Origin of the sequence: Pseudomonas sp. RIT357 (assembly GCF_000632245.1) — a bacterium.
GTDB classification, from domain to species: domain Bacteria; phylum Pseudomonadota; class Gammaproteobacteria; order Pseudomonadales; family Pseudomonadaceae; genus Aquipseudomonas; species Aquipseudomonas sivasensis.
In genome coordinates, this window is record NZ_JFYX01000003.1 from 146701 (window position 1) to 166844 (window position 20144).

Below are 20144 nucleotides of genomic sequence, written 5' to 3' on the forward strand. Positions count from 1 at the left end.
TAGGCGCGACAAAGCGTCGCGTCTAATTGCCAGTACTGATCTACCGATAGATGACGTCGATCAAGACGCGTTTTGCGATTTCTGAAACAGCGCGAAACATGCCTCTGCGAGCGCGGAGCGCGGTGCGCTGCGACGCATGATCAGCCCCAGGCGCGCAAGGGTGTGGGCATCCTCAATAGGTTGCAGGCGCAGGTGCTCGGTGAGCGCATCTAGGCCACCGTCCAGGGGCATGACCGCGCAACACAGCCCGCCGTGTACCGCTTGTAGCAACTGATGGACGGCATCGGTTTGCAGCAGCGGTTGGGGATTGAGTCCACGGCTGTGGAAGTTGTGGTCGATGGACTGGCGAAAATGCATGCCACTGGTGAGCATGCCCAGGGGCAGTTCGGTCAGGGCCTCCCAGCTCAACGGCTTGTCGCCAAAGCTGAAAAACCGCTGGTCGTAGAGCAGGCCCATGCGCGTTTCGCCCAAGGCCAGTGAGTCAAAGCGTTCATTATCCAAACGCTCAAGATAGGAGACGCCCAGGTCCAGTCGATTACTCGCAAGTTGTTCAAGGATCTGTTCGGAGCTCAAGGCCGAGAGCTCAAAGCGCAGGCTCGGGTGCTCTTTATGCAGTTGTTGCATCAGCGCCAACGGATCAAAGCTCGACAGCGGCACCACGCCCAAACGCAACGTACCCACCAGGTTGCCGCGACAGGCAGCAGCTTCAGCCTGCAAGCCGTCATACGCCGCCAGCACTGTTCGGGCCCACGCCAGCACCCGTTCACCGGGTGCGGTGAAGCCTTCGAAGCGCTGGCCGCGATTGACCAGGGGCAAGTCCAACTCTTCTTCGAGGCTGCGCAGGCGCATCGACAGGGTGGGCTGGGTAATGTGACAACGAGCCGCTGCCTGGCCGAAGTGCCGGGTTTCGTCGAGGGCGATCAGGAATTTCAGCTGTTTGATGTCCATCTTCGCTCCAGGGCTTATTCCAATGGCGGGGGGATTCTAGCGCGTTTGGGTCTTTGGCCGGGCTGGAACCCAAATCTGTAGGACTGGTCTAGTCTTTGGCATCTGGAAATCAACTACCAAGGAGCGCGTACGATGAGTCTTTTTAGCTTTGTTAAGGAAGCAGGCCAGAAGTTGGCCAAGCTGTTTGCCCCGGGCAACGCCAACGCAAGCGATGATCTGAAAAAGCACATTGAAGAAGTCGGGCTGGGTAATCCCGATGTTCACGCGACTGTGGAGGGTGACAAGGTCACGCTTACTGGAACCGTTGCCAGTCAGGAAGAGAAAGAAAAAATCATTCTGGCGGCGGGCAATATTGCCGGTGTGGCCAGTGTGGATGACCAGATCACCGTATCCGGCCCGGCAGTTGCCGCAGCCCGTTTCGTGGTGGTGAAAAAGGGCGACACCCTTAGCGCAATATCCTTGGCGGTCTACGGCAACGCCAATCAGTACAACAAAATCTTCGAAGCTAACAAACCGCAGTTGTCGAACCCGGACAAGATTTACCCAGGGCAGACGCTGCGTATTCCTGAGTAATACACGGGCGAAAATATGGGAGGGGGCTTGCCCCCCGATAAAGGAGTGTCAGTCATAGCTTCCTTGACTGACACACTGCTATCGGGAGCAAGCCCCCTCCCACATTTGGTCAGAGCCCGACAATGAGATCGCGGTAGTCACCGACTGCTGCAAACTCGCCCGTGTCCTTCGGCCCTTTTTTGCTGTCCGGCTCTTTTACCGCCAGCAAATGGCCCACGCCAAACGCCTGGGCGCTGCGCAGGATCGGCAAGGTGTCGTCGATAAACAGGCTGCGCGAGGGATCAAACTGAATGTCGGCCTGCAAGGCATCCCAGAACTGCGGATCTTCCTTTGCGAAACCGTAGTCGTGGGAGCTGATCAATCGCTCGAAATACGGCGCCAGTTCAATGCGTTCCAACTTCAACGACAGCGAATCACGATGGGCGTTGGTGATCAGAATCACGCGCTTGCCGGCCTGTTTGATCGCCGCGAGAAAGGTATCCGCATCCGGGCGCAGGGCAATCAGGTGAGCGGTTTCCAGCTTGAGTTCACGCACTGGGATCTTCAGTTCTGTGCTCCAAAAATCCAGGCAATACCATTGCAACTGTCCGGCGTTACGCTCGAACAGAGGCTGCAACTCCATCTCGGCCATGGCCCGGCTCACCCCGTGCAGCTCGGCGTAGCGCTGGGGCAGGTGCTCCATCCAGAAGTGGTTGTCGTAATGCAGGTCGAGCAGGGTGCCGTCCATGTCCAGCAGGACAGTGTCGATGGCGTGCCAGGGCAAAGAGGGCATGGTGCGGTCTCATGTAAGTAAAGATATCCGACACAGACAATCGGAAAAGCCACGGTATAGTAACCCGATCACGCCAAGGAGCCGCTCATGCGCCAGAAACCCACCGTCCTCGCCCGCGAAATAGTCGCCAGTAGCCGTTTGTTCCGCGTGGAGGAAGTGCAGTTGCGCTTTTCCAATGGCGTTGAACGGACCTACGAGCGCCTGGTGGGGCGTGGTGCCGGCTATGGCGCGGTGATGATCGTGGCGATGATCGATGAAGAGCATGCCTTGCTGGTCGAAGAGTACTGCGGCGGTATCGACGAATATGAGTTGTCCTTGCCCAAAGGCCTGATCGAACCGGGTGAAGACGTACTGGCTGCCGCCGATCGTGAGCTCAAGGAAGAAGCCGGTTACGGCGCGCGACAGTTGGAACACATTACCGAGCTGTCGCTGTCGCCCGGTTATATGAGCCAGAAAATCCAAGTGGTATTGGCCACTGACCTGTATGAAGAAAGCCTTGAAGGCGATGAGCCCGAGCCGATGCGTGTGGATCGGGTCAATCTGCGCGAGCTGTCACAGTTAGCGCAAAACGAGCAATTCAGTGAGGGTCGCGCTTTGGCGGCGTTGTACCTGGTACGAGATCTGTTGATCCAGCGTGGAGCGTTTACCGCATGAGCGAACTGTTTTTAGGCCACCCGTTTATCGCCCCTGTAATCGAGCTGGCTCGCCAGGCGGGTGAAGTCATCCTGCCGTACTGGCGCGCCGATGTGGCGGTGACTTCAAAGGCCGACGATTCGCCGGTGACGGCAGCAGACCTGGCCGCCCACCACCTGATTCTCGCTGGCCTCACCGCGCTGGACCCGAGCATCCCCGTGCTGTCCGAAGAAGACGCTGATATCGACCAGAGCGTGCGCGCAGGCTGGACGCGTTGGTGGTTGGTGGACCCGCTGGACGGCACCAAGGAATTCATCGCCGGCAGTGAAGAGTTCACCGTCAATATCGCCCTGATTGAACACGGCCGCGTGGTGTTCGGTGTGGTGTCGATGCCCACCAGTGGCCGTTGCTACTTTGGCGGCGCAGGTTTAGGCGCGTGGCGATCCGATGTGAACGAAGCGCCCAGGCAGATCCAGGTGCGCAAGGCACCGGCGGCGGGTGAGGCATTCACGGTGGTTGCCAGCCGTCGGCATACCAGCCCCGAGCAGGAGCGTTTGCTGGACGGGTTGAGCGCAGGCGTGGGTGAGTTGAAGTTGGCGAATATCGGCAGCTCGTTGAAGTTCTGCCTGTTGGCCGAGGGCAGCGCCGACTGCTATCCACGCCTGGCGCCGACTTCGCAATGGGATACGGCTGCGGCACAAGGCGTGCTCGAAGGTGCGGGGGGCGAGGTGCTGGAGTTGAGTGGTGAGCCGTTCAGCTACCCGGCGCGGGAATCGTTGTTGAACCCGTTTTTTCTGGCGTTGCCGGCGAAGGCTGCGTGGCGTGAGCGGTTGCTGACCTTGGCAAGATCTTAAAACCATCGCAGATCAAAATGTGGGAGGGGGCTTGCCCCCGATAGCGGTGTATCAGTCAATACAGCAGTGACTGAACTACCGCCATCGGGAGCAAGCCCCCTCCCACATTTGTTTTGTGTATTGGCTTCTAGCGGTGCAGGACGTATTGGCCAGTGAAGGCTACCGCTCTTTCGTCACTGCCCTCATTCACTATCCACGTGTCCAACGCCAACCGGGCCCGGCCATAGCGCTTGTAGGTCGCGATAAAGCGCTTCCATACCTTTTCCTCCGGCGCCGCGCATATTGCGGTCGCGTCTTGCGTCACCGGTAGCGGATAACTGATCTGCCCTTCCTGAATCACGATATGCCCGTCTTCAATCCCTTCCTCACGCAGTTGCAGGTGCAGCCAGCCCCAACCCGCCAGTACCGCGCCGCAGTAGAGGCTGCCGCCGAACATGGTGCTCTTGTGGTTGATATTAGCCTGCAGGGGCAGGTGCAGCCGCAGTTGCCTGTCTTGCCAGTCGAGCACCTTGAGGCCCATTTCCCGGGTCAAGGGGATGTCGTGGTGCAGGACGGATTCCAGGTAACGGCTGTCGCGGCTCATGGGGACCTCTCGGTGGGTGGGCAGGGTCATTCGTCGTCGGCGCTTTGGTTGGCGAAGTTCAGGCCATGCTTGCGCAGTTTGTCGTGCAAGGTCTTGCGCGGTACGCCGAGGGCTTCGGCGAGGCTGCGCATGGAGCTGTGGGGACGGGTCAGTTCGGCAGCGATCAGGCTTTTCTCGAACTGCTCGACTTGCTCGCTCAAGCCACCCGGTGTGGAGGTCAGTACGCTGCTGGCGGGGTTGTCCGGCGTGCTGTCCAGTGCCAGTTCCAGGCCCAGTGCAAAGCGCTCGGCGGCGTTCTGCAATTCCCGCACATTGCCCGGCCAGCTGTGACGCAACAACAAGGCCCGCTGGCCCGGCTGCAGCTCATGCAACGTCAGGCCATGGCGGCTGCTGGCTTCGTCGGCGAAGTGCTGGAAGAGCATCAATGCATCTTCACCGCGCTCGCGCAGCGGCGGAATGCGCAGCGGCGCGACGTTGAGACGGTAATACAAGTCGGCGCGGAAACGGCCCTGGTCGGCGGCCTGGCGCAGGTCCTCCTTGGTGGCGGCGATAATGCGGATATCCAGCGGGATCAGTTGATTGCCGCCCAGGCGTTCCACCACGCGCTCCTGCAACAGGCGCAACAGTTTGACCTGCACATCCAGGCTCATGCTTTCGATTTCGTCGAGGAACAAGGTGCCGCCGTTGGCAAACTCGAACTTGCCGATGCGGCGTTTCTGCGCCCCGGTAAAGGCTCCGGGCTCATGACCGAACAGCTCGCTTTCGACCACCGACTCGGCGAGGGCACCTGCGTTGATCGCGACGAACGGGCCGCTGCGTCGGTTCGACAGGTCATGTAGTGCACGGGCCACGACTTCTTTGCCGGCGCCGGTTTCACCGAGGATCAGCACGTCGGCCTTGGTCGCCGCCAACGCGCCGATCTGCTCGCGCAGGCGCAGCATTTGCGGTGAGTGCCCAACGAGTCGCGTGCTCAGTTGCTGGCGGTCGCTGAGGGCTAGGCGCAGGCTGCGGTTATCCAACACCAGCCGGCGCAAGGCCAGGGCGCGGCGCACGCTGTCGAGCAGCGAGTCGCTGGCGAAGGGTTTTTCGAGGAAGTCATAGGCACCCGCGCGCATCGCCTGCACCGCCAACGGCACGTCGCCGTGGCCGGTGATCAGCAGCACCGGCAGGTCTGGATCCTGGCCGTGCAGTTCGGCCAGCAGCTCCAGGCCGTCCATGCCGGGCATGCGGATGTCGCTGACCACTACGCCCGGCCAATCCCGCGACAGGCGCGCGGTGAGGCCGGTGGCTTCGCCCAGGGTCAGGACTTTCAGCCCGGCCAGGTCCAGGGTCTGGCACAGGGCCTGACGCAGGTGTGGATCGTCGTCGATCAACACCACCTGAATCTGGTTATCGATACTCATACACTGCGGTCCTCGGACGGTTGCAGACTGACGCCCGGCGAGCCGGCACGCAATTTCAGGGTTAACAGCGCGCCACCTTCCTTGTGGTTAGCGAACGACAGTTCGCCGCCAAAGGCACGCATCAAGGTGTCACAGATCGCCAGGCCCAATCCCAGGCCTTGGGTGCGGGTCTTGGTGGTGTAGAACGGTTCGCTGGCGCGGCCCAACGCCTCCATGCAAAACCCAGGGCCATTGTCACGAATGTACAGGTTGACGCCTTGGGCGGTGGTTTCGGCACTCAGCCACAGTTTACGCGGCGGGCCTTTTTCGGTGAGGGCGTCCAGGGCGTTGGCCAGCAAGTTGCCCAGCACTTGGCGCAGCCGTGTTTCGCCGGCCTGTACCCACAGGGTCGCTTCCGGCAAATCGCGGATCAGCTCCACCTCCATTGACCGCCGACGTTTGGCCAGCAGCGCCAGCGCGTCGTCCAGCGCCGGTTGCAGGGCCACGCTCTCCGGCGCATGCCGGTCGCGCCGGGCGAAGGCGCGCAGGTGGGCGATGATCGAAGCCATGCGTCCGGTCAGTTCGCTGATCAACTTAAGGTTGCCCCGCGCATCGGCGGTGCGTTCATGGTCCAGCAGGATCTCGGCGTTTTCCGCGTAGCTGCGAATTGCGGCCAGGGGCTGATTGAGTTCGTGGCTGATACTCGCCGACATGGTGCCCAGCGCCGAGAGCTTGCCCGCTTGCACCAAATCATCCTGGGCGCGCACCAGTTCCTGCTGGGCATGTTCGCGTTCCAGTACTTCTTGTTTGAGGCGGCGGTTCAAGCCTTCCAGGTCGCTGGTCCGCTCGATCACACGGGCTTCCAGTTCGCGACGCGCCTTGGCTTCAAAAGCGATGCGCTCCAGGTAATGGCGGCGTCGTTGCATCATCAAACCGAGCAGCAACATCAGCACCAGAAGCGTGGCCCCACCCACGGCGACCACCGTGCGCACCGGGCGGCTGATTAATGATTGGGGCGCGAGGATTTCGACGTTCCAGCCGGTCTCGGCGATGGCAGTGGATTGGCGCAACCATGCGGTGTTGCTCAGGCTCAGCGGCTGTGGATCACGGGTCGGGTAGGGCTGGATTGCAGTGATCGCCTGTCGTTCTTCAGCGGTCAGCGGCCGAGTGGCGCGGAAACGCCATTGCGGGCGTGAGGTGAGGATCACCACGCCGTTGTGGTCGGTCACCAGCAGTTGTTCAGGCGTGTTGCCCCACAGGCTTTCGGTATGGTCCAGGTCGACCTTGACCACCAGCACGCCGATGATCTTGTCGCCCTCGCGCACGGCGGCGGCGAAGAAATAACCGCGTTTGGCCGACGTAGTACCCAGGCCGAAAAACCGCCCGAGGCGCCCGGCCATGGCTTCGCTGAAGTACGGGCGGAACGAGAAATTGCGCCCGACAAAGCTGTCCTGTTTATCCCAGTTCGAGGCGGCGAGGGTCTTGCCGGTGGTGTCCATCAGGTACATCACTTCAACCCCGGCCTGGGCGGCGACATCCTTGAGCAGCAGGTTGGCGTTGATCTGATGGGAGCTTACATTCGGCGCATCCAGCACTGTGCGCAGCGCGGGCAAGTCGCCGAGGATCTGCGGCAGCACTTCATAGCGGTGCAGGGTGCCCAACAGGTTGGCGACGTAGAGGTCGAGGGTCTGGCGATTCTGCCCGGCCAGTTCGCTGCGGTAATAGCGCTCGGCCAAGTGCTCCAGCGGCCACAGCAGCGGTGCCAGGCACAATGCCAGCAGGGCGAGGCTGCGCCAGCGGGGTCTTCGCGGAAGGGATGGAGTCATGGGAGTCGTGCGCCTATGGGGACAGGCGCATTATGCCTAGTGCTGCTGTGCAAGACACTCGCGCAATGCGTCTTGCCAGTGTGGCTGGCTGACGTGCCACTGTTGCTGCAAGCGGCTGCAATCGAGGCGTGAGTTCAAGGGGCGCTTGGCGGGCGTCGGGTAGGCGCTGGATGGGATCGCCTCCAGTTCAGCACAGGCTTTGCCATCGGCGTGCAGGTGCTCGCCAATCGCCTGAGCGAAGCCGAACCACGATGTTTCACCTTGGGCGGTGAGGTGATAAATACCCCATTCTCCCGCCTCGCCGGCCAGCCAGCGCTCGATCAGTGCGCGGGTGCTGCCGGCAATGGTCCCCGCCCATGTTGGCGCGCCGATCTGGTCAGCCACGATGCGCATCTGCGGTTTCTCTTGTAGCAGGCGTTGCATGGTCAGCAGGAAATTCTTGCCCTGGTTGGAGTAGACCCAACTGGTACGCAGGATCAGGTATTGACCGCCCGCTGCTGCAATGGCCTGCTCGCCCGCCAGCTTACTCTGGCCGTAGACGCTCAACGGGTTCGGCGCGTCGGCTTCGGTGTAGGGCGCAGGCTTGCTGCCGTCGAACACATAGTCGGTGGAGTAGTGAATCAGTGGAATCCCCAGGGCCTTGGCTTCCTGCGCAAGGATGCCGGGGGCGATGGCGTTGATGGCGAATGCGGCGTCTGGTTCGCTTTCGGCTTGGTCGACTGCGGTGTGGGCGGCGGCGTTGATGATCAGGTCGGGGCGATGGGCGCGGATCTGCTCGCGGATCTGGTCCGGTTTGGCCAGGTCAAGCTGGTTGCTGCCGATCACTATCAATTCGCCCAGCCCCTGAAGGTGCGCTTGCAGTGCCTGGGAGACTTGGCCATGTTGGCCGGTAATCAGGATCTTCATGGGAACAGATCGGCGTCCATCAGCAGTTTGCCCGCCTGGTCCTTGGCGGACAGTTGCGGCGGCTCGTTCAGCTCCCAGTCGATAGCCAGCGTCGGGTCATTCCACAGGATGCTGCGTTCGGCGCTCGGCTGGTAGTAGTCGGTGGTCTTGTACAGGAACTCGGCGTAGTCGCTCAGCACCACAAACCCATGGGCAAACCCTTCCGGTACCCACAACTGGCGACGGTTCTGTGCCGACAGACGTACGCCCACCCATTGGCCGAAGTTCGGCGAACTGCGGCGAATGTCTACGGCGACATCGAGCACTTCGCCAGCGGTGACACGCACGAGTTTGCCTTGGGTGTGCTCCAGTTGGTAATGCAGGCCTCGCAGCACATTTTTTTGTGAGCGCGAGTGGTTGTCCTGGACGAACTCGCGCCTGAGCCCGGTAGCCTCTGCAAAGGCTCGGGCGTTGAAGCTTTCGTAGAAAAAGCCGCGTTCGTCACCGAATACTTTTGGTTCGAGGATCAATACACCGGGAAGTGAGGTGTCGATGATATTCACTGGTTGTCTCCCGCCAGGGAATACAGGTACTGACCATAACCGGTCTTGCCGAAGTATTTGGCGCGCTCCAACAAATGGTCGCGGTCGATCCAGCCGTTGCCGTAGGCGATTTCTTCAAGGCACGCCACTTTGAGACCTTGGCGACGCTCGATGGTCTGCACGTACTGCGACGCGTCCAGCAAACTGTCGTGGGTGCCGGTATCCAGCCAGGCAAAACCTCGACCGAAGCGCTCCACCTGCAAGTCGCCGCGCTTGAGATAAGCGTTGTTGACGTCGGTGATTTCCAGTTCGCCACGGGCGGAGGGTTTGACCGCCTTGGCGATGCTGACCACGTCGTTGTCGTAAAAATACAGGCCGGTGACGGCATAGCTGGATTTCGGTACAGCGGGTTTTTCTTCGATGGACAGGGCGCGGCCTTCGCTGTCGAAGTCGATCACACCGAAGCGCTCCGGGTCTTTGACCCAATAGCCGAACACCGTGGCACCTTTGCCGCGATTGACCGCCGCATGCAACTGCTCGCTGAAACGCTGGCCGTGGAAAATGTTGTCGCCCAGGATCAGGCACACGGGGTTGTTGCCGATGAACTGCTCGCCAATCAGGAAGGCTTGCGCCAGCCCGTCCGGCTTCGGTTGTTCGGCGTAGCTGAACGTCACGCCAAACTGGCTACCGTCACCCAGCAGGTTGCGGTATTGCGGTAAGTCCGCCGGCGTGGAAATCACCAGAATTTCTTTGATGCCTGCCAGCATCAGTACCGAGATCGGGTAGTAAATCATCGGCTTGTCGTAGACCGGCAGCAGTTGTTTGGAGACACCCAGGGTGATGGGGTGCAAGCGTGTGCCGGAGCCACCGGCCAATACGATTCCTTTCATGCAATCAGATCCCTCGTGTCGGTATTGCCCAATCGTTCACCTTGATAACTCCCATCCTGAACCCTGCGGCACCATTCCAGGTTATCGAGGTACCACTGCACGGTTTTGCGCAGCCCGGTTTCAAAGGTTTCTTCGGGTACCCAGCCCAGTTCGCGTTCGATTTTGCTGGCGTCGATCGCGTAGCGTTGGTCGTGGCCCGGACGGTCTTTCACGAACGTGATCAGGTCGGCGTATTTCTCCACACCGTGCGGAAGGTGGGGTGCCAATTCCTCCAGCAGGCTGCAGATGCTGCGCACAACATCGATGTTCTTCTGCTCGTTGTGGCCGCCGATGTTGTAGGTCTCGCCGACTACGCCGTGCGTCACGACGGTGAGCAACGCTCGGGCGTGGTCCTCGACAAACAGCCAGTCGCGCACTTGCAAGCCATCACCATAGACCGGCAAAGGCTTGCCCGCGAGAGCGTTGAGGATCACCAGCGGAATCAACTTTTCAGGAAAGTGGAAGGGGCCGTAGTTGTTGGAGCAATTGGTCAGCAACACGGGCAGGCCGTAGGTGCGTTGCCAGGCGCGGACCAAGTGGTCGGACGCGGCTTTGCTGGCAGAGTAGGGCGAACTGGGCGCGTAGGGCGTGGTTTCGGTGAACAGATCGTCCACGCCGTGTAGGTCGCCGTAGACCTCGTCGGTGGAAATATGGTGGAAGCGAAACGTGCTCTTGTCTGGCCCGGAAAGGGTTTGCCAGTAGCCGCGGGCGGCTTCCAGCAGGCTGTAGGTGCCGACGATATTGGTCTGGATAAAATCCGACGGGCCGTCAATCGAACGGTCGACGTGGGATTCGGCGGCCAGATGCATGATCGCTTGAGGCTCGAAGCGCGCGAGCACTGCGCTGACGGTGGCTTGGTCGATGATATCGGCCTGTACGAACTCATAGCGGCTATTGGCCGCGATACTGGTCAGCGATTCCAGATTGCCGGCGTAGGTGAGTTTGTCCAGGTTGAGCACTTCGTGCTCGGTGTGCTGAATCAGATGACGTATCAAAGCAGAACCGATAAAACCGGCGCCACCGGTAATGAGAATGCGCATGACTGGGGCCCTTTTCCTTAGGCGGACGTTTAGCGAATGGAGCATAGCTTGTGTTGTGGCGCTGGTCAGGACCGTGTGCATGTGGGGGTTGCGCAAGCCCCCTGAACAATGGCGATATACACGTCTAAAAAACGGCCTTTCTGGCACGTTGCAGTCATTGGGCAGCCAGCAAGACCTCAATTACAAAGTCGACAGCTCCCGCGGCCGGTTTGTTCTGAAAATCTGCCGGGGCGACTACGCCGCTGTGGAGTTGCAGGCCCAGCTCGCAGCCCTCAACACACTGCAGGGCGTGCGCGTACCCAAGGTCATCAAGGCGCTGAGCAGGTTTACGGGTTGGTTCGCGCTCAGGGCGGCGTCTGCATCGCCGATGAAGTGCAGGTGGGCTATGGCCGCATGGGGCATTTTTTCTGGGGCTGTGAAGAGCAGGGCGTGGTACCTGACATCATCACCATGGCCAAGGGCATGGGCAACGGCCAGCCGTTGGGTGCAGTGATTACCCGGCGGGAAATCGACGAGGCACCGGAGGCTGAAGGGTATTTCTTCTCGTCGTCGGGGGGGCAGCCCGGTGAGTTGCCGCATCGGCATGGCGGTGCTGGACGTGATGGAGGAAGAAAAACTGTGGGAAAACGCCAAAGTTGTCGGAGGGCATTTCAAGGCGCGGTTGGAAGCACTGATTGATCGCCATCCCTTGGTGGGCACCGTTCACGGTTCCGGTTTTTATCTTGGCCTGGAGTTGGTTCGCGATCGACAAACCCTGGAACCGGCGACCGAAGAGACCACGTTGCTATGTGACCGCCTGCGCGCGTTGGGGATTTTCATGCAACCTACTGGTGACTACCTGAACATCCTCAAGATCAAGCCGCCGATGTTTACGTCTAAACGCAGCGTGGATTTTTTTGTCGACATGTTGTCGAAGGTACTCAATGAGCAGCTGTGATTAATCGATTGTTATCGGCTATTACCTGTCATATTTATCGATCATGCTTTTTGATCGCTTTTAAAGCCGATTTTTATCCGTTATAAAGTCGGCCTTTTCCCCCATTCGGAGTCCTGATCGCCATGACCACCCTGCACAGCACCCCCCGCGCCGATGGCTTCCATATGCCCGCCGAATGGGCACCACAGACGCAAACCTGGATGGTCTGGCCCGAGCGCCCGGACAACTGGCGCCTGGGGGGTAAACCGGCGCAGGCGGCTCATGTGGCAGTGGCCAAGGCCATCGCGCGTTTTGAGCCGGTGACCGTGGCGGTTTCTGCCGGCCAGTACGAAAACGCCCGCGCGCGTTTGGACGTGCCGAATATTCGTGTGGTGGAAATGTCCAGCGATGACGCCTGGGTACGCGACACTGGCCCGACGTTCGTGATCAACAACAGCGGCGAAGTGCGCGGCGTGAACTGGGATTTCAACGCCTGGGGCGGTTTTGATGGCGGCCTCTACTCGCCGTGGAATCGCGACTCGCAGGTGGGTGGCAAGATCCTCGAAATCGAGCGAGCACCGCGTTATCGCACCGAAGGTTTTGTGCTGGAAGGCGGTTCGATCCATGTCGATGGCGAAGGCACCCTGATCACTACTGAAGAATGCCTGCTCAACCGCAATCGCAACCCGCACCTTGACCGTGCCGAGATCGAAGCGGTGCTCAGCGCCAACCTGGCTGTGGATAAGATCATCTGGCTGCCAGACGGTCTGTTCAACGACGAAACCGACGGCCATGTGGATAACTTCTGCTGCTACGTGCGCCCAGGTGAAGTGTTGTTGGCGTGGACCGACGATGCGCAAGACCCGAACTACGCCCGCTGCCACGCGGCGATGGACGTGCTGCAAAGCAGCACCGACGCTCAGGGACGCCCATTCACAGTGCACAAAATGCCGATCCCAGGGCCGTTGTATGCCACTGAAGAAGAATGCGCAGGTGTTGACCCGGTGGACGGCACCCAGGAACGTAATCCGACCGTGCGGTTAGCCGGTTCCTACGTCAACTTCCTGATCGTTAACGGCGGGATCATCGCGCCAAGCTTCGACGACCCGCTGGACAACGAAGCCAAGGCCATCCTGCAGAACCTGTTCCCGCAACACGAAGTGGTGATGGTGCCGGGCCGTGAACTGTTACTGGGTGGCGGTAATATCCACTGTCTGACCCAGCAGCAGCCCGCCCCGCACAAAAACTGAGTGCAGTTGTAACAGCGCCTTTCCGGCGGCCGGGTGCTACTCGGTTTCAGCGTCTGCAGCAAGCCCGCGGCCCAGTAAGGCCGCGGGCTTTTTTGTGCCCACAAGCCCGCAAGCACGCGACATTGGCATAGCTCTTGTATCGGTGTTGCCTCAGTGGCCCAAGGTGATAACTGCACAGTTCTGTCATAAACCTTGAGTAAGTTAGCCGCTCAAGCAGTAGGAGAGAGCGCTGAAATGAACGCCGATATCAACCCGATCTACACGCGCACCTTCCACCCTTTACGGGTTAACAACGATACGATCCATGCGCTGGGGCACTGGTTGAAGGAACACGGCGCGCGGCAGGTCCGGCGGCAATCGGATCTGCGCAGCGTGATGAGTGAACGCTACCCGGTAGGGTTGTTCAGTGATGATGAAGTGCACGCGTTGTGTGACCTGCTCAAAAACTGAACAACACGGCCATCAAAGGTTTGAGCGAGCCAGCTGCGGCGAGGGGGCTCGCCTGCGTTGTGCGGCGAAGCAGCCCCTCCCACACTTAAATTAAAAGCTGTAAGTCCCCGTCACCACCAGGTTACGCGGCTCCCCCGGCTGAATCTGCGCCACACTGGTTGCTGATTCGTAGTAAGTCTTGTCGGTAATGTTGTTCAGCGCCGCCCGCACGTCCCATTCTTTATGGCGGAACCCGACCAGCGCATCCCAACTGCCATAACCCGGTAGGACCACGGTGTTGAGACTGTCGGCATAACGGTCGCCCACCAGCGTCAGGCCGGTTTCTGCGTACCAGCCCATTTCCGGTTTCCAGGTGATAAACAGGCTAGCATTGCGCTTGGCGACGTCGCTGACGCGCTTGCCTTCAAAGCCATTGTTGTCTTTCTCGACCTTGGCATCCTGCACGCCGACACCGCCGCGTACATACCAATTGCCGACGATCTTGCCGGTGGCCGTCAGCTCCACGCCACGCGAACGCTGAAGGCCGCTGAGCAGAATGATGGTGCGGTCAAGCGGGTCGTTGGTGCGGCGGTTGTAGAGTTCCAGTTCGTACACCGCCAGAGTGGTGCTCAGGCGGTCGTCGAGCCAGTCACTCTTCACGCCGATTTCTTTCTGCTTGGTCAGCTCGGGGCTCAGGTCGTTGACGCTGCCGGCGGCGTTCGGGGTGATGCCGATCAAACCACCCCCTGCCGGTGAGAACGTCTTGCTCCACGAGGCATAGAACGAGTGGTTTTCCAGAGGCGTCCACACCAGGCCGAAACGTGGGCTGGCCTTGCGGCTGTCGACCCCCTCCTGAACATTGAGCAGCTTGTTTTTGGTGCTCACTTCAAACACGTCGTAACGCACGCCGGCCAGCACTTGCCATTGATCATTCAGGCGCAGTTGGTCCTGGACGTAAACGGCGCGGCTTTCGACTTCGGTGTGGTTGTTGCTCGACACGCTCATCCGCCCGGTATGGCTCAAATGACGATTCGGCTGGTTGAGGTCAATGGCCGGCACGGTCAGGCCACCACTGTATAGCTTTGGATCGCGACGTTGGCTGCCCAGCTCAAGGCCAGTGAGCAGGCGGTGTTCCAGGCCATAGGTACTGAAACTGCCTTCGAGCTCGACGTTGTTGAAAATGTTGAGGGTGGTCAGGTCCTGTTGCCAGCGTTGGCGCGTCACGCGGTTGTTCGCAGGGTTGTAGCCGGTTTGGTAGGTATTGTCGAAATCGCTGTCGAGCTTGAACACGCCCAGCGTCTGGCGCAGTTGCCAGTTGTCGTTGAGCTCGTAGGTGAGCTTGGAGCGCAGGGACTGGGTTTTGTCGTCGATGTAATCGCGGCTGTCGCCGTAGGTGGTGCTGCGGCTCACATCCGCTGGGCGCCCGTTGACGCCGGGCACGCCGCGATCAGGCGTGCGGTTGTAGCGGCTGTATTCGTATTGCACCAGCCAGTTCAGGTCAGGCGTGAGTTGCCAGCTCATGGACGGTGCAAACAGTTGGCGGCTGCCGCTGACGTCGTCGCGAAAGCTGTTGTTGTCCTGGTTACCCATGTTCAGGCGCAGGCTGATGTTATCGGTGGGGTCCGTGCTCAGGTCGGCATACAGGCTGCGCAAATCGTTGCTGCCGCCTTGCGCCTCGATGCTCGATTTGTGCCCGGCCGTTGGCAACTTGCTCACGCGGTTGACGATCCCTCCCTGACCGCCTCGCCCGTAAAGGACTGCTGCCGGGCCTTTGAGCACTTCGATGCGCTCGATGTTATGCAGGTCGCGCACGTACTGGCTGTCGTCGCGAATGCCGTCCAGGTAGAAGTCATTGCTCGCGTCAAAACCACGGATGCGCACACTGTCGAAACGTGTATCGGCGCCGCTGCTCACGTTGGGGATGCCGCTCAACGCCTGGCCCAGGTCGTTGGTGCCGTATGAACGCAGGTTCTCAGTCTTCACCGAATCAATAGCCTGAGGCACATAACGCACGGGAGTGGCGGTGCGTGTGGCGGTGCTGGTTTCCTTGATGCGCGGGTCATCTTCGTCAGTTTCGGCGCTGATCGAGGTCTCGGGCAAGGTGGTGGCCGCGCAGGCAAAACCGGCAGACAGCAGAACAGAAAGCCCAAGAGTCATGGGTGTCAGGCGAGGGGCAGGCATTGGGAAAAGTATCCAAAATGTTTGGGAGGAGAAACCGCGCTAATGGTAATGCTTTGCATTTGCGCGCGTTATCTATTACCAAACGTATCCACTTTGATATGTGTTACTGGATGTGTTTTTTTCTTGTATGCGACAAGATTTTTGTCGTTTTCAGACAGGCTATAGGCCTTTGCTTAGAATTATTTCGCCTAAATACAGACGATTCGCGAAATTGACACATAGTTCAACCCGCGACTAGGATTGCGCCCAACGCCTGTGGCTAACCGCCATGACTCATCTAATAAAAAAAGGCCCGCGGCATGTTCAGTCGTCCGCGGGCCTTCTTTTTTCCGGAAAAGTCGACACCAGAAAAGCGACATGGAGCCTGGTGTCACAGTGCGTACTCAACCAGAAATAAGGAATACAAGAAAATGTTGAAGCAACGGATGAGTCTGATCGCTCTGGGGATTTTGAGCGCATCGGCAGCAATGGCAAACGATCAGGAGCAATCCAAGGGTTTCGTTGAAGACAGCCACCTGAACATCGCAGCACGTAACGCTTACATCAGCCGTGACTACAAAAACGGCAAGCAAGACAAAGCTGAATGGGGCCAGGGCTTCATCGGCAAGTTTGAGTCCGGCTTCACCCAAGGCACCGTTGGTGTGGGTGTGGACGTGATCGGTCAGTACGCTATCCGTCTGGACGGTGGTAAAGGCCGCAGCGGCGCGGGCGGTATTAACTTCTTCAAGCAAGGTGACAGCGGCGCAGCAGCCGACGACCTGGCCAAGGGCGGCGCCGCGGTGAAATTCCGCGTATCGAACACCGTGCTCAAGTACGGCGATCAAATGCCGGCCGTTCCTGTGCTGCAGTACGACAACTCTCGTCTGTTGTCGGAAACCTACACCGGTACCTCGATCGTTTCCAAAGAGATCGAAGGTCTGCAACTGGACGCAGGTCGCTTCACCAAGGAAGCCCAAAAAGGTGCTGAAGGCACCGACAGCGGTAACCTGAAGAACATCAGCTACCTGGGCGGCAGCTACAAGTTCACCGAAAGCCTGTCGGCCGCGCTGTACGCTTCCGACATGCAAGACGTGCTGAAGAAGCAATACGTCAACGTCAACTACGTGCTGGCGCTGCCAGAGAAACAGTCGCTGACCTTTGATTTCAACGGCTACAAAACCAAGCTGGACAGGAGCTTCGCCGAGCAACGCGGTAATGGCGACGCGCGCGACAACAAAATCTGGAGCCTGGGCGCTACATGGGCTGTTGGTGCGCACAGCTTCACCTTGGCCCATCAGCGCAGTACCGGTGATACCGGTTACCTGTATGGCGGCTACCGTGACAATACCGTGGACACCGGCATCGGCGACGGCGGCAACACCATCCTGCTGGCCAACTCCTACTGGTCCGACTTCAACGGCAAGGACGAGCGCTCCTGGCAAGCCGGCTACGGTCTGGACTTCAGCACCTTCGGCGTGCCTGGCCTGACCTACAACGTGGCCTACGTTCGCGGCACCAACATTGACGACGGCAGTGGCCGTGGCAACGGCACCGAGCGCGAGATCTTCAACCAGTTCAAATACGTCGTTCAGAGCGGCCCAGCCAAAGACTTGAGCCTGCGTGCTCGTGCCTCGTGGTTGCGCGTTTCCAGCAATGCCGACAAGTACAACGTAGGCGGTAACGAAATCCGTCTGTTCGCCGACTACCCGATCAACGTTTTCTAACTGATCGCACGTCGCGCCTGATTCCAGGCGATAAAAAACCCCGACTGGTTCGGGGTTTTTTTATGTGCGCGTATCAGTCCTGGCGGCTCTGCAAAATCGTGCGCGCCAACGCTGCATTCTTGTAGTCGAGCATCAAGGACAACCCTTCATAGGGCTCTATCTTTTTATTGTCGATACAGAGCTGTGCCATCAGCAGCAGCACTTGGCGTTTCTTTTTATTAATTCGCACACCGGGAACGCCGAACGCTGTCTTGCGCGTTGCAGGTAATGGCGCCTCGGGCGTCAATTGAAGCGTTATCCAAATGCCCTGGACGAATTGCAGCGAAATCTCTTCGATATGTTCGATGGGCAGCGGCTGCGCCAGGTTATTGAACTCAAAATATTCCGGCGTCAGGCGCAATGCGGTCTGCGGCGCACGCATGAATCGGCGGATCCCCAGCCACAGCAGGGCCAGCCCAATAACACCCAGGCAAGCGCCCGCGCCGACTGCCGACAGCGGCGTGCCTTTCAAACGCTCCGGGGCGAGCCAGACCCGGCTCAAGATAAACAGTGCAGCCAACACAAAGGGCAGGCCCGACAGCGCCATCAGTACCCCGCGCCACTGTCCTCCTTCATGCAATCTACGATCACCTACGGTCGAAGCGGCCAGGGTTTCCAGCAGATGGGTATGCGCGGTGTTCTCTGACTCGGCCACTTCCATCACGTCGCCAGACAGCTGCGCGCGCAGGGCCTGTGGTGCGCTGAAGCAGGCATCTATCTGAGCATTCGCCGCGTCGCTATCCACCGCGCGGGTTGCGCTGCGCAGGGCATCGTCCAACGAAACGTTCAGCGCCTGCAGGCGTTCGCCGTTGGAGGGATGGGAGTCGGTTGGGTGCGGTTGATGAATCGCCAACGCTTCCGGCGGCAGTTGCAATTGGCACTCACGCAAGGTCGCGAGCACGGCGTCGGGCAGATCTGTCGCCGAGGCAGCATCACACAGTGCCAGCAGTGAGTCCTCTACGTGCGGTTGCAACACCGAGACCCGCAACAGCGCCGACGCCGCAGCTGTACTGCCTACCAGTCGCGCACCGGCCGCATCCGCCAGCAATTCGCGCTCACGGCTCCAGTGGTTAACCGCGTCATCAAAGCGCTGCATGAAAAACACACCGAACATGAACGACGGCCGCATCAGCCATCCCTGGATAACATTGCTGGCCAGCATCGTGTTCAACAGCGCTTCCAGGCTGCGATTAACCCCGTCGTAGATCGGCAAAAAACGCAGGCTGTATTCCGTGTCTTTCCCAGCAAAGTGCGCCAGCTCATGGCCGATCACCGCGCCGACTTCCTCGCGACTCAACAGGCCCAGATACAACAGCGGCACATGCAAGGTCCGCCCCTGCAGCGAAGTGTTCGCCGGTTGCACAGTGGCCTCGCTGGACGTCACGTAAAAGCCCTGAGCCAGGCTCACCACAATATGGTCCGGCGGCAGCGCGCCGAGTTTGCCCGCCACTTCGTTCACATGGCGCCACAACCCCGGCGCCTGCTCGGGCGTCACCATCTGCCCGAACATCTCCAGCGGTTCAGGCGTGAACATCCCCAGCATGTGGCGCAACTGTTTAAGCAACTGCCAGATCGAGTACAAGCAAAACGCCGCAATGACCCCTAGCACCGCCATCAGCTTGACCTCGCCACTACCCAGCCGGCCGACATGCCACATCGCCAAGCCTTCGTAGCTCAACGCCAAGGCGACGGTCGCCGCCATTGCCACCACATGGCTCACCAGCACGTAGGGCAACCATCGGCTGCCGATGGAGAACACCTGCAACAATGTTTCGCGCGATTGCTGCGCACGTCGTCCCGCCCAGTGCGTAGCAAGCAACGCGGTTACACCAATCAAAGCGGCGACCAGTCCCAGGCCCATCACCCAGAGCGCGATGACGCGCCGTGCATGATTGACGCGTTGCGCAGTGGGCAATTCAGCTTCGTTTCTTTCCAGTCGAGCGATGGCTTCCTGAACGCTGATCAGCCCCTCTGGCGCATCGGCGGTGGGCACAGGTTGCATGGCCGCCACGTCTTGCAACTGTTGTTTATAAGTAACGAGGTGGCGCTGGTAATCAATCGACGCCGCAGTAGCGGACTCCGCCCGCTGGCGCTCCCAGCCACCCAGGGCCGTCAGCAGCAACGGGAAAATCACCAGTAGGAAGATCAACTTCAAAGCGTTCATAGAGGTCCGTTCACAACGCGAGGGAATTGGTTATACCGAAAAAGCGGGAACGACGGGATAGGGGCAATTTGATCTGTTGCCCGCCGATGGCAGGTTCAGGCTGATCAGGGTGGAACTCCAGAAACAACAAAGCCCCTGCATTTCTACAGGGGCTTTGTCTTATATGGCGTGGCCGTCGTCGTCTAAAAGCTAGGTGCGGCGGTGGGCTTGGCTGAACGGCAAGCAGAATCGGAGAGCGGGGCAGTGGTGTGCGCTTTAAGAACACTCCCTCTTTATCTAACTACCTGACCCCTAAAATCGATGGTATCCATAAGGTTTTGGCGGAGTTCACGGAACGCCAAAACGAAAAAACCCGCCAGAAGGCGGGTTTTTCGGGGATTCCAGAGATTTTGAAAGCCTTCTCTGGAACCTTGTATGGTGCCGGCACCAGGAGTCGAACCCGGGACCTACTGATTACAAGTCAGTTGCTCTACCAACTGAGCTATACCGGCGTGT

17 protein-coding genes, 1 tRNA gene and 1 pseudogene are annotated in these 20144 nt (G+C 59.6%); 7 read left to right on the top strand and 12 right to left on the bottom strand.

Annotation, left to right across the window (positions count from 1 at the left end):
- Nucleotides 1-60: 60 nt before the first annotated feature.
- On the bottom strand, nucleotides 61-948 hold the full coding sequence (locus tag BW43_RS22235) for a LysR family transcriptional regulator (protein WP_032884960.1): 888 nt from the start codon (nucleotides 946-948) through the stop codon (nucleotides 61-63).
- 132 nt (nucleotides 949-1080) lie between these two features.
- Between BW43_RS22235 and lysM the strand changes: the two genes are divergently transcribed.
- The gene (gene lysM / locus BW43_RS22230) at nucleotides 1081-1521 is read left to right on the top strand and encodes a peptidoglycan-binding protein LysM (RefSeq protein ID WP_032884961.1); all 441 of its coding nucleotides are present in this window, start codon (nucleotides 1081-1083) and stop codon (nucleotides 1519-1521) included.
- A gap of 109 nt (nucleotides 1522-1630) precedes the next feature.
- Here the strand turns inward: lysM and yrfG are convergent, their stop codons facing one another.
- The gene (gene yrfG / locus BW43_RS22225; RefSeq protein ID WP_032884964.1) at nucleotides 1631-2293 is read right to left on the bottom strand and encodes a GMP/IMP nucleotidase; all 663 of its coding nucleotides are present in this window, start codon (nucleotides 2291-2293) and stop codon (nucleotides 1631-1633) included.
- 87 nt (nucleotides 2294-2380) lie between these two features.
- Between yrfG and nudE the strand changes: the two genes are divergently transcribed.
- On the top strand, nucleotides 2381-2947 hold the full coding sequence (gene nudE, locus BW43_RS22220) for an ADP compounds hydrolase NudE (protein WP_032884966.1): 567 nt from the start codon (nucleotides 2381-2383) through the stop codon (nucleotides 2945-2947).
- Nucleotides 2944-3780 carry a 3'(2'),5'-bisphosphate nucleotidase CysQ gene (gene cysQ / locus BW43_RS22215; RefSeq protein WP_032884967.1) on the top strand — a complete coding sequence of 279 codons (837 nt, stop codon included), beginning with the start codon at nucleotides 2944-2946 and terminating at the stop codon, nucleotides 3778-3780. The genes nudE and cysQ overlap by 4 nt, the downstream gene beginning before the upstream one ends.
- A 127-nt stretch (nucleotides 3781-3907) precedes the next feature.
- Here the strand turns inward: cysQ and BW43_RS22210 are convergent, their stop codons facing one another.
- The 7 genes from BW43_RS22210 to rfbB are packed head-to-tail and all read right to left on the bottom strand — an operon-like array spanning nucleotide 3908 to nucleotide 10967.
- Nucleotides 3908-4363 carry a YiiD C-terminal domain-containing protein gene (locus BW43_RS22210; RefSeq protein ID WP_032884968.1) on the bottom strand — a complete coding sequence of 152 codons (456 nt, stop codon included), beginning with the start codon at nucleotides 4361-4363 and terminating at the stop codon, nucleotides 3908-3910.
- 26 nt (nucleotides 4364-4389) lie between these two features.
- Nucleotides 4390-5766 carry a sigma-54 dependent transcriptional regulator gene (locus BW43_RS22205; protein WP_032884969.1) on the bottom strand — a complete coding sequence of 459 codons (1377 nt, stop codon included), beginning with the start codon at nucleotides 5764-5766 and terminating at the stop codon, nucleotides 4390-4392.
- The gene (locus tag BW43_RS22200; RefSeq protein ID WP_032884970.1) at nucleotides 5763-7571 is read right to left on the bottom strand and encodes an ATP-binding protein; all 1809 of its coding nucleotides are present in this window, start codon (nucleotides 7569-7571) and stop codon (nucleotides 5763-5765) included. The genes BW43_RS22205 and BW43_RS22200 overlap by 4 nt, the downstream gene beginning before the upstream one ends.
- A 36-nt stretch (nucleotides 7572-7607) precedes the next feature.
- Nucleotides 7608-8477, bottom strand: a complete 870-nt coding sequence (gene rfbD, locus BW43_RS22195) for a dTDP-4-dehydrorhamnose reductase (protein ID WP_032884971.1) — start codon at nucleotides 8475-8477, stop codon at nucleotides 7608-7610.
- Nucleotides 8474-9019, bottom strand: a complete 546-nt coding sequence (gene rfbC, locus BW43_RS22190; protein WP_032884972.1) for a dTDP-4-dehydrorhamnose 3,5-epimerase — start codon at nucleotides 9017-9019, stop codon at nucleotides 8474-8476. Before rfbC ends, rfbD begins: the two co-directional genes overlap by 4 nt.
- Nucleotides 9016-9888: a glucose-1-phosphate thymidylyltransferase RfbA gene (gene rfbA / locus BW43_RS22185; protein WP_032884973.1), complete on the bottom strand. Its 873-nt coding sequence runs from the start codon at nucleotides 9886-9888 to the stop codon at nucleotides 9016-9018. The genes rfbC and rfbA overlap by 4 nt, the downstream gene beginning before the upstream one ends.
- Nucleotides 9885-10967, bottom strand: coding sequence for a dTDP-glucose 4,6-dehydratase (gene rfbB / locus BW43_RS22180; RefSeq protein WP_032884975.1), 1083 nt, complete (start codon nucleotides 10965-10967; stop codon nucleotides 9885-9887). Before rfbB ends, rfbA begins: the two co-directional genes overlap by 4 nt.
- 318 nt (nucleotides 10968-11285) lie before the next feature.
- Here rfbB and BW43_RS28140 point away from each other — a divergent pair.
- The 3 genes and pseudogenes from BW43_RS28140 to BW43_RS22165 form a co-directional block, all read left to right on the top strand.
- Nucleotides 11286-11904 (top strand): annotated as a pseudogene (locus BW43_RS28140) (aminotransferase class III-fold pyridoxal phosphate-dependent enzyme); the annotation flags it as partial.
- Between the two features lie 122 nt (nucleotides 11905-12026).
- Nucleotides 12027-13133, top strand: a complete 1107-nt coding sequence (aguA, locus tag BW43_RS22170; protein WP_032884980.1) for an agmatine deiminase — start codon at nucleotides 12027-12029, stop codon at nucleotides 13131-13133.
- A 234-nt stretch (nucleotides 13134-13367) separates the two neighbouring features.
- On the top strand, nucleotides 13368-13583 hold the full coding sequence (locus BW43_RS22165; RefSeq protein WP_032884982.1) for a hypothetical protein: 216 nt from the start codon (nucleotides 13368-13370) through the stop codon (nucleotides 13581-13583).
- A gap of 90 nt (nucleotides 13584-13673) precedes the next feature.
- Here the strand turns inward: BW43_RS22165 and BW43_RS22160 are convergent, their stop codons facing one another.
- Nucleotides 13674-15743: a TonB-dependent siderophore receptor gene (locus BW43_RS22160; protein ID WP_032884984.1), complete on the bottom strand. Its 2070-nt coding sequence runs from the start codon at nucleotides 15741-15743 to the stop codon at nucleotides 13674-13676.
- 410 nt (nucleotides 15744-16153) lie between these two features.
- Between BW43_RS22160 and BW43_RS22155 the strand changes: the two genes are divergently transcribed.
- Nucleotides 16154-17446 (top strand): OprD family porin, encoded by a 1293-nt coding sequence (locus tag BW43_RS22155; protein WP_032884986.1) that lies wholly within the window; start codon nucleotides 16154-16156, stop codon nucleotides 17444-17446.
- Nucleotides 17447-17519: 73 nt separating this feature from the next.
- Here BW43_RS22155 and BW43_RS22150 read toward each other — a convergent pair whose 3' ends face one another.
- Together BW43_RS22150 and BW43_RS22145 are read right to left on the bottom strand one after the other, a co-directional pair.
- Entirely contained in the window at nucleotides 17520-19649 is a 2130-nt protein-coding gene (locus BW43_RS22150) for a M48 family metallopeptidase (protein WP_032884987.1), read from the bottom strand.
- 415 nt (nucleotides 19650-20064) lie between these two features.
- A tRNA-Thr gene (locus BW43_RS22145) sits at nucleotides 20065-20140 on the bottom strand.
- Between the last annotated feature and the right edge of the window lie 4 nt (nucleotides 20141-20144).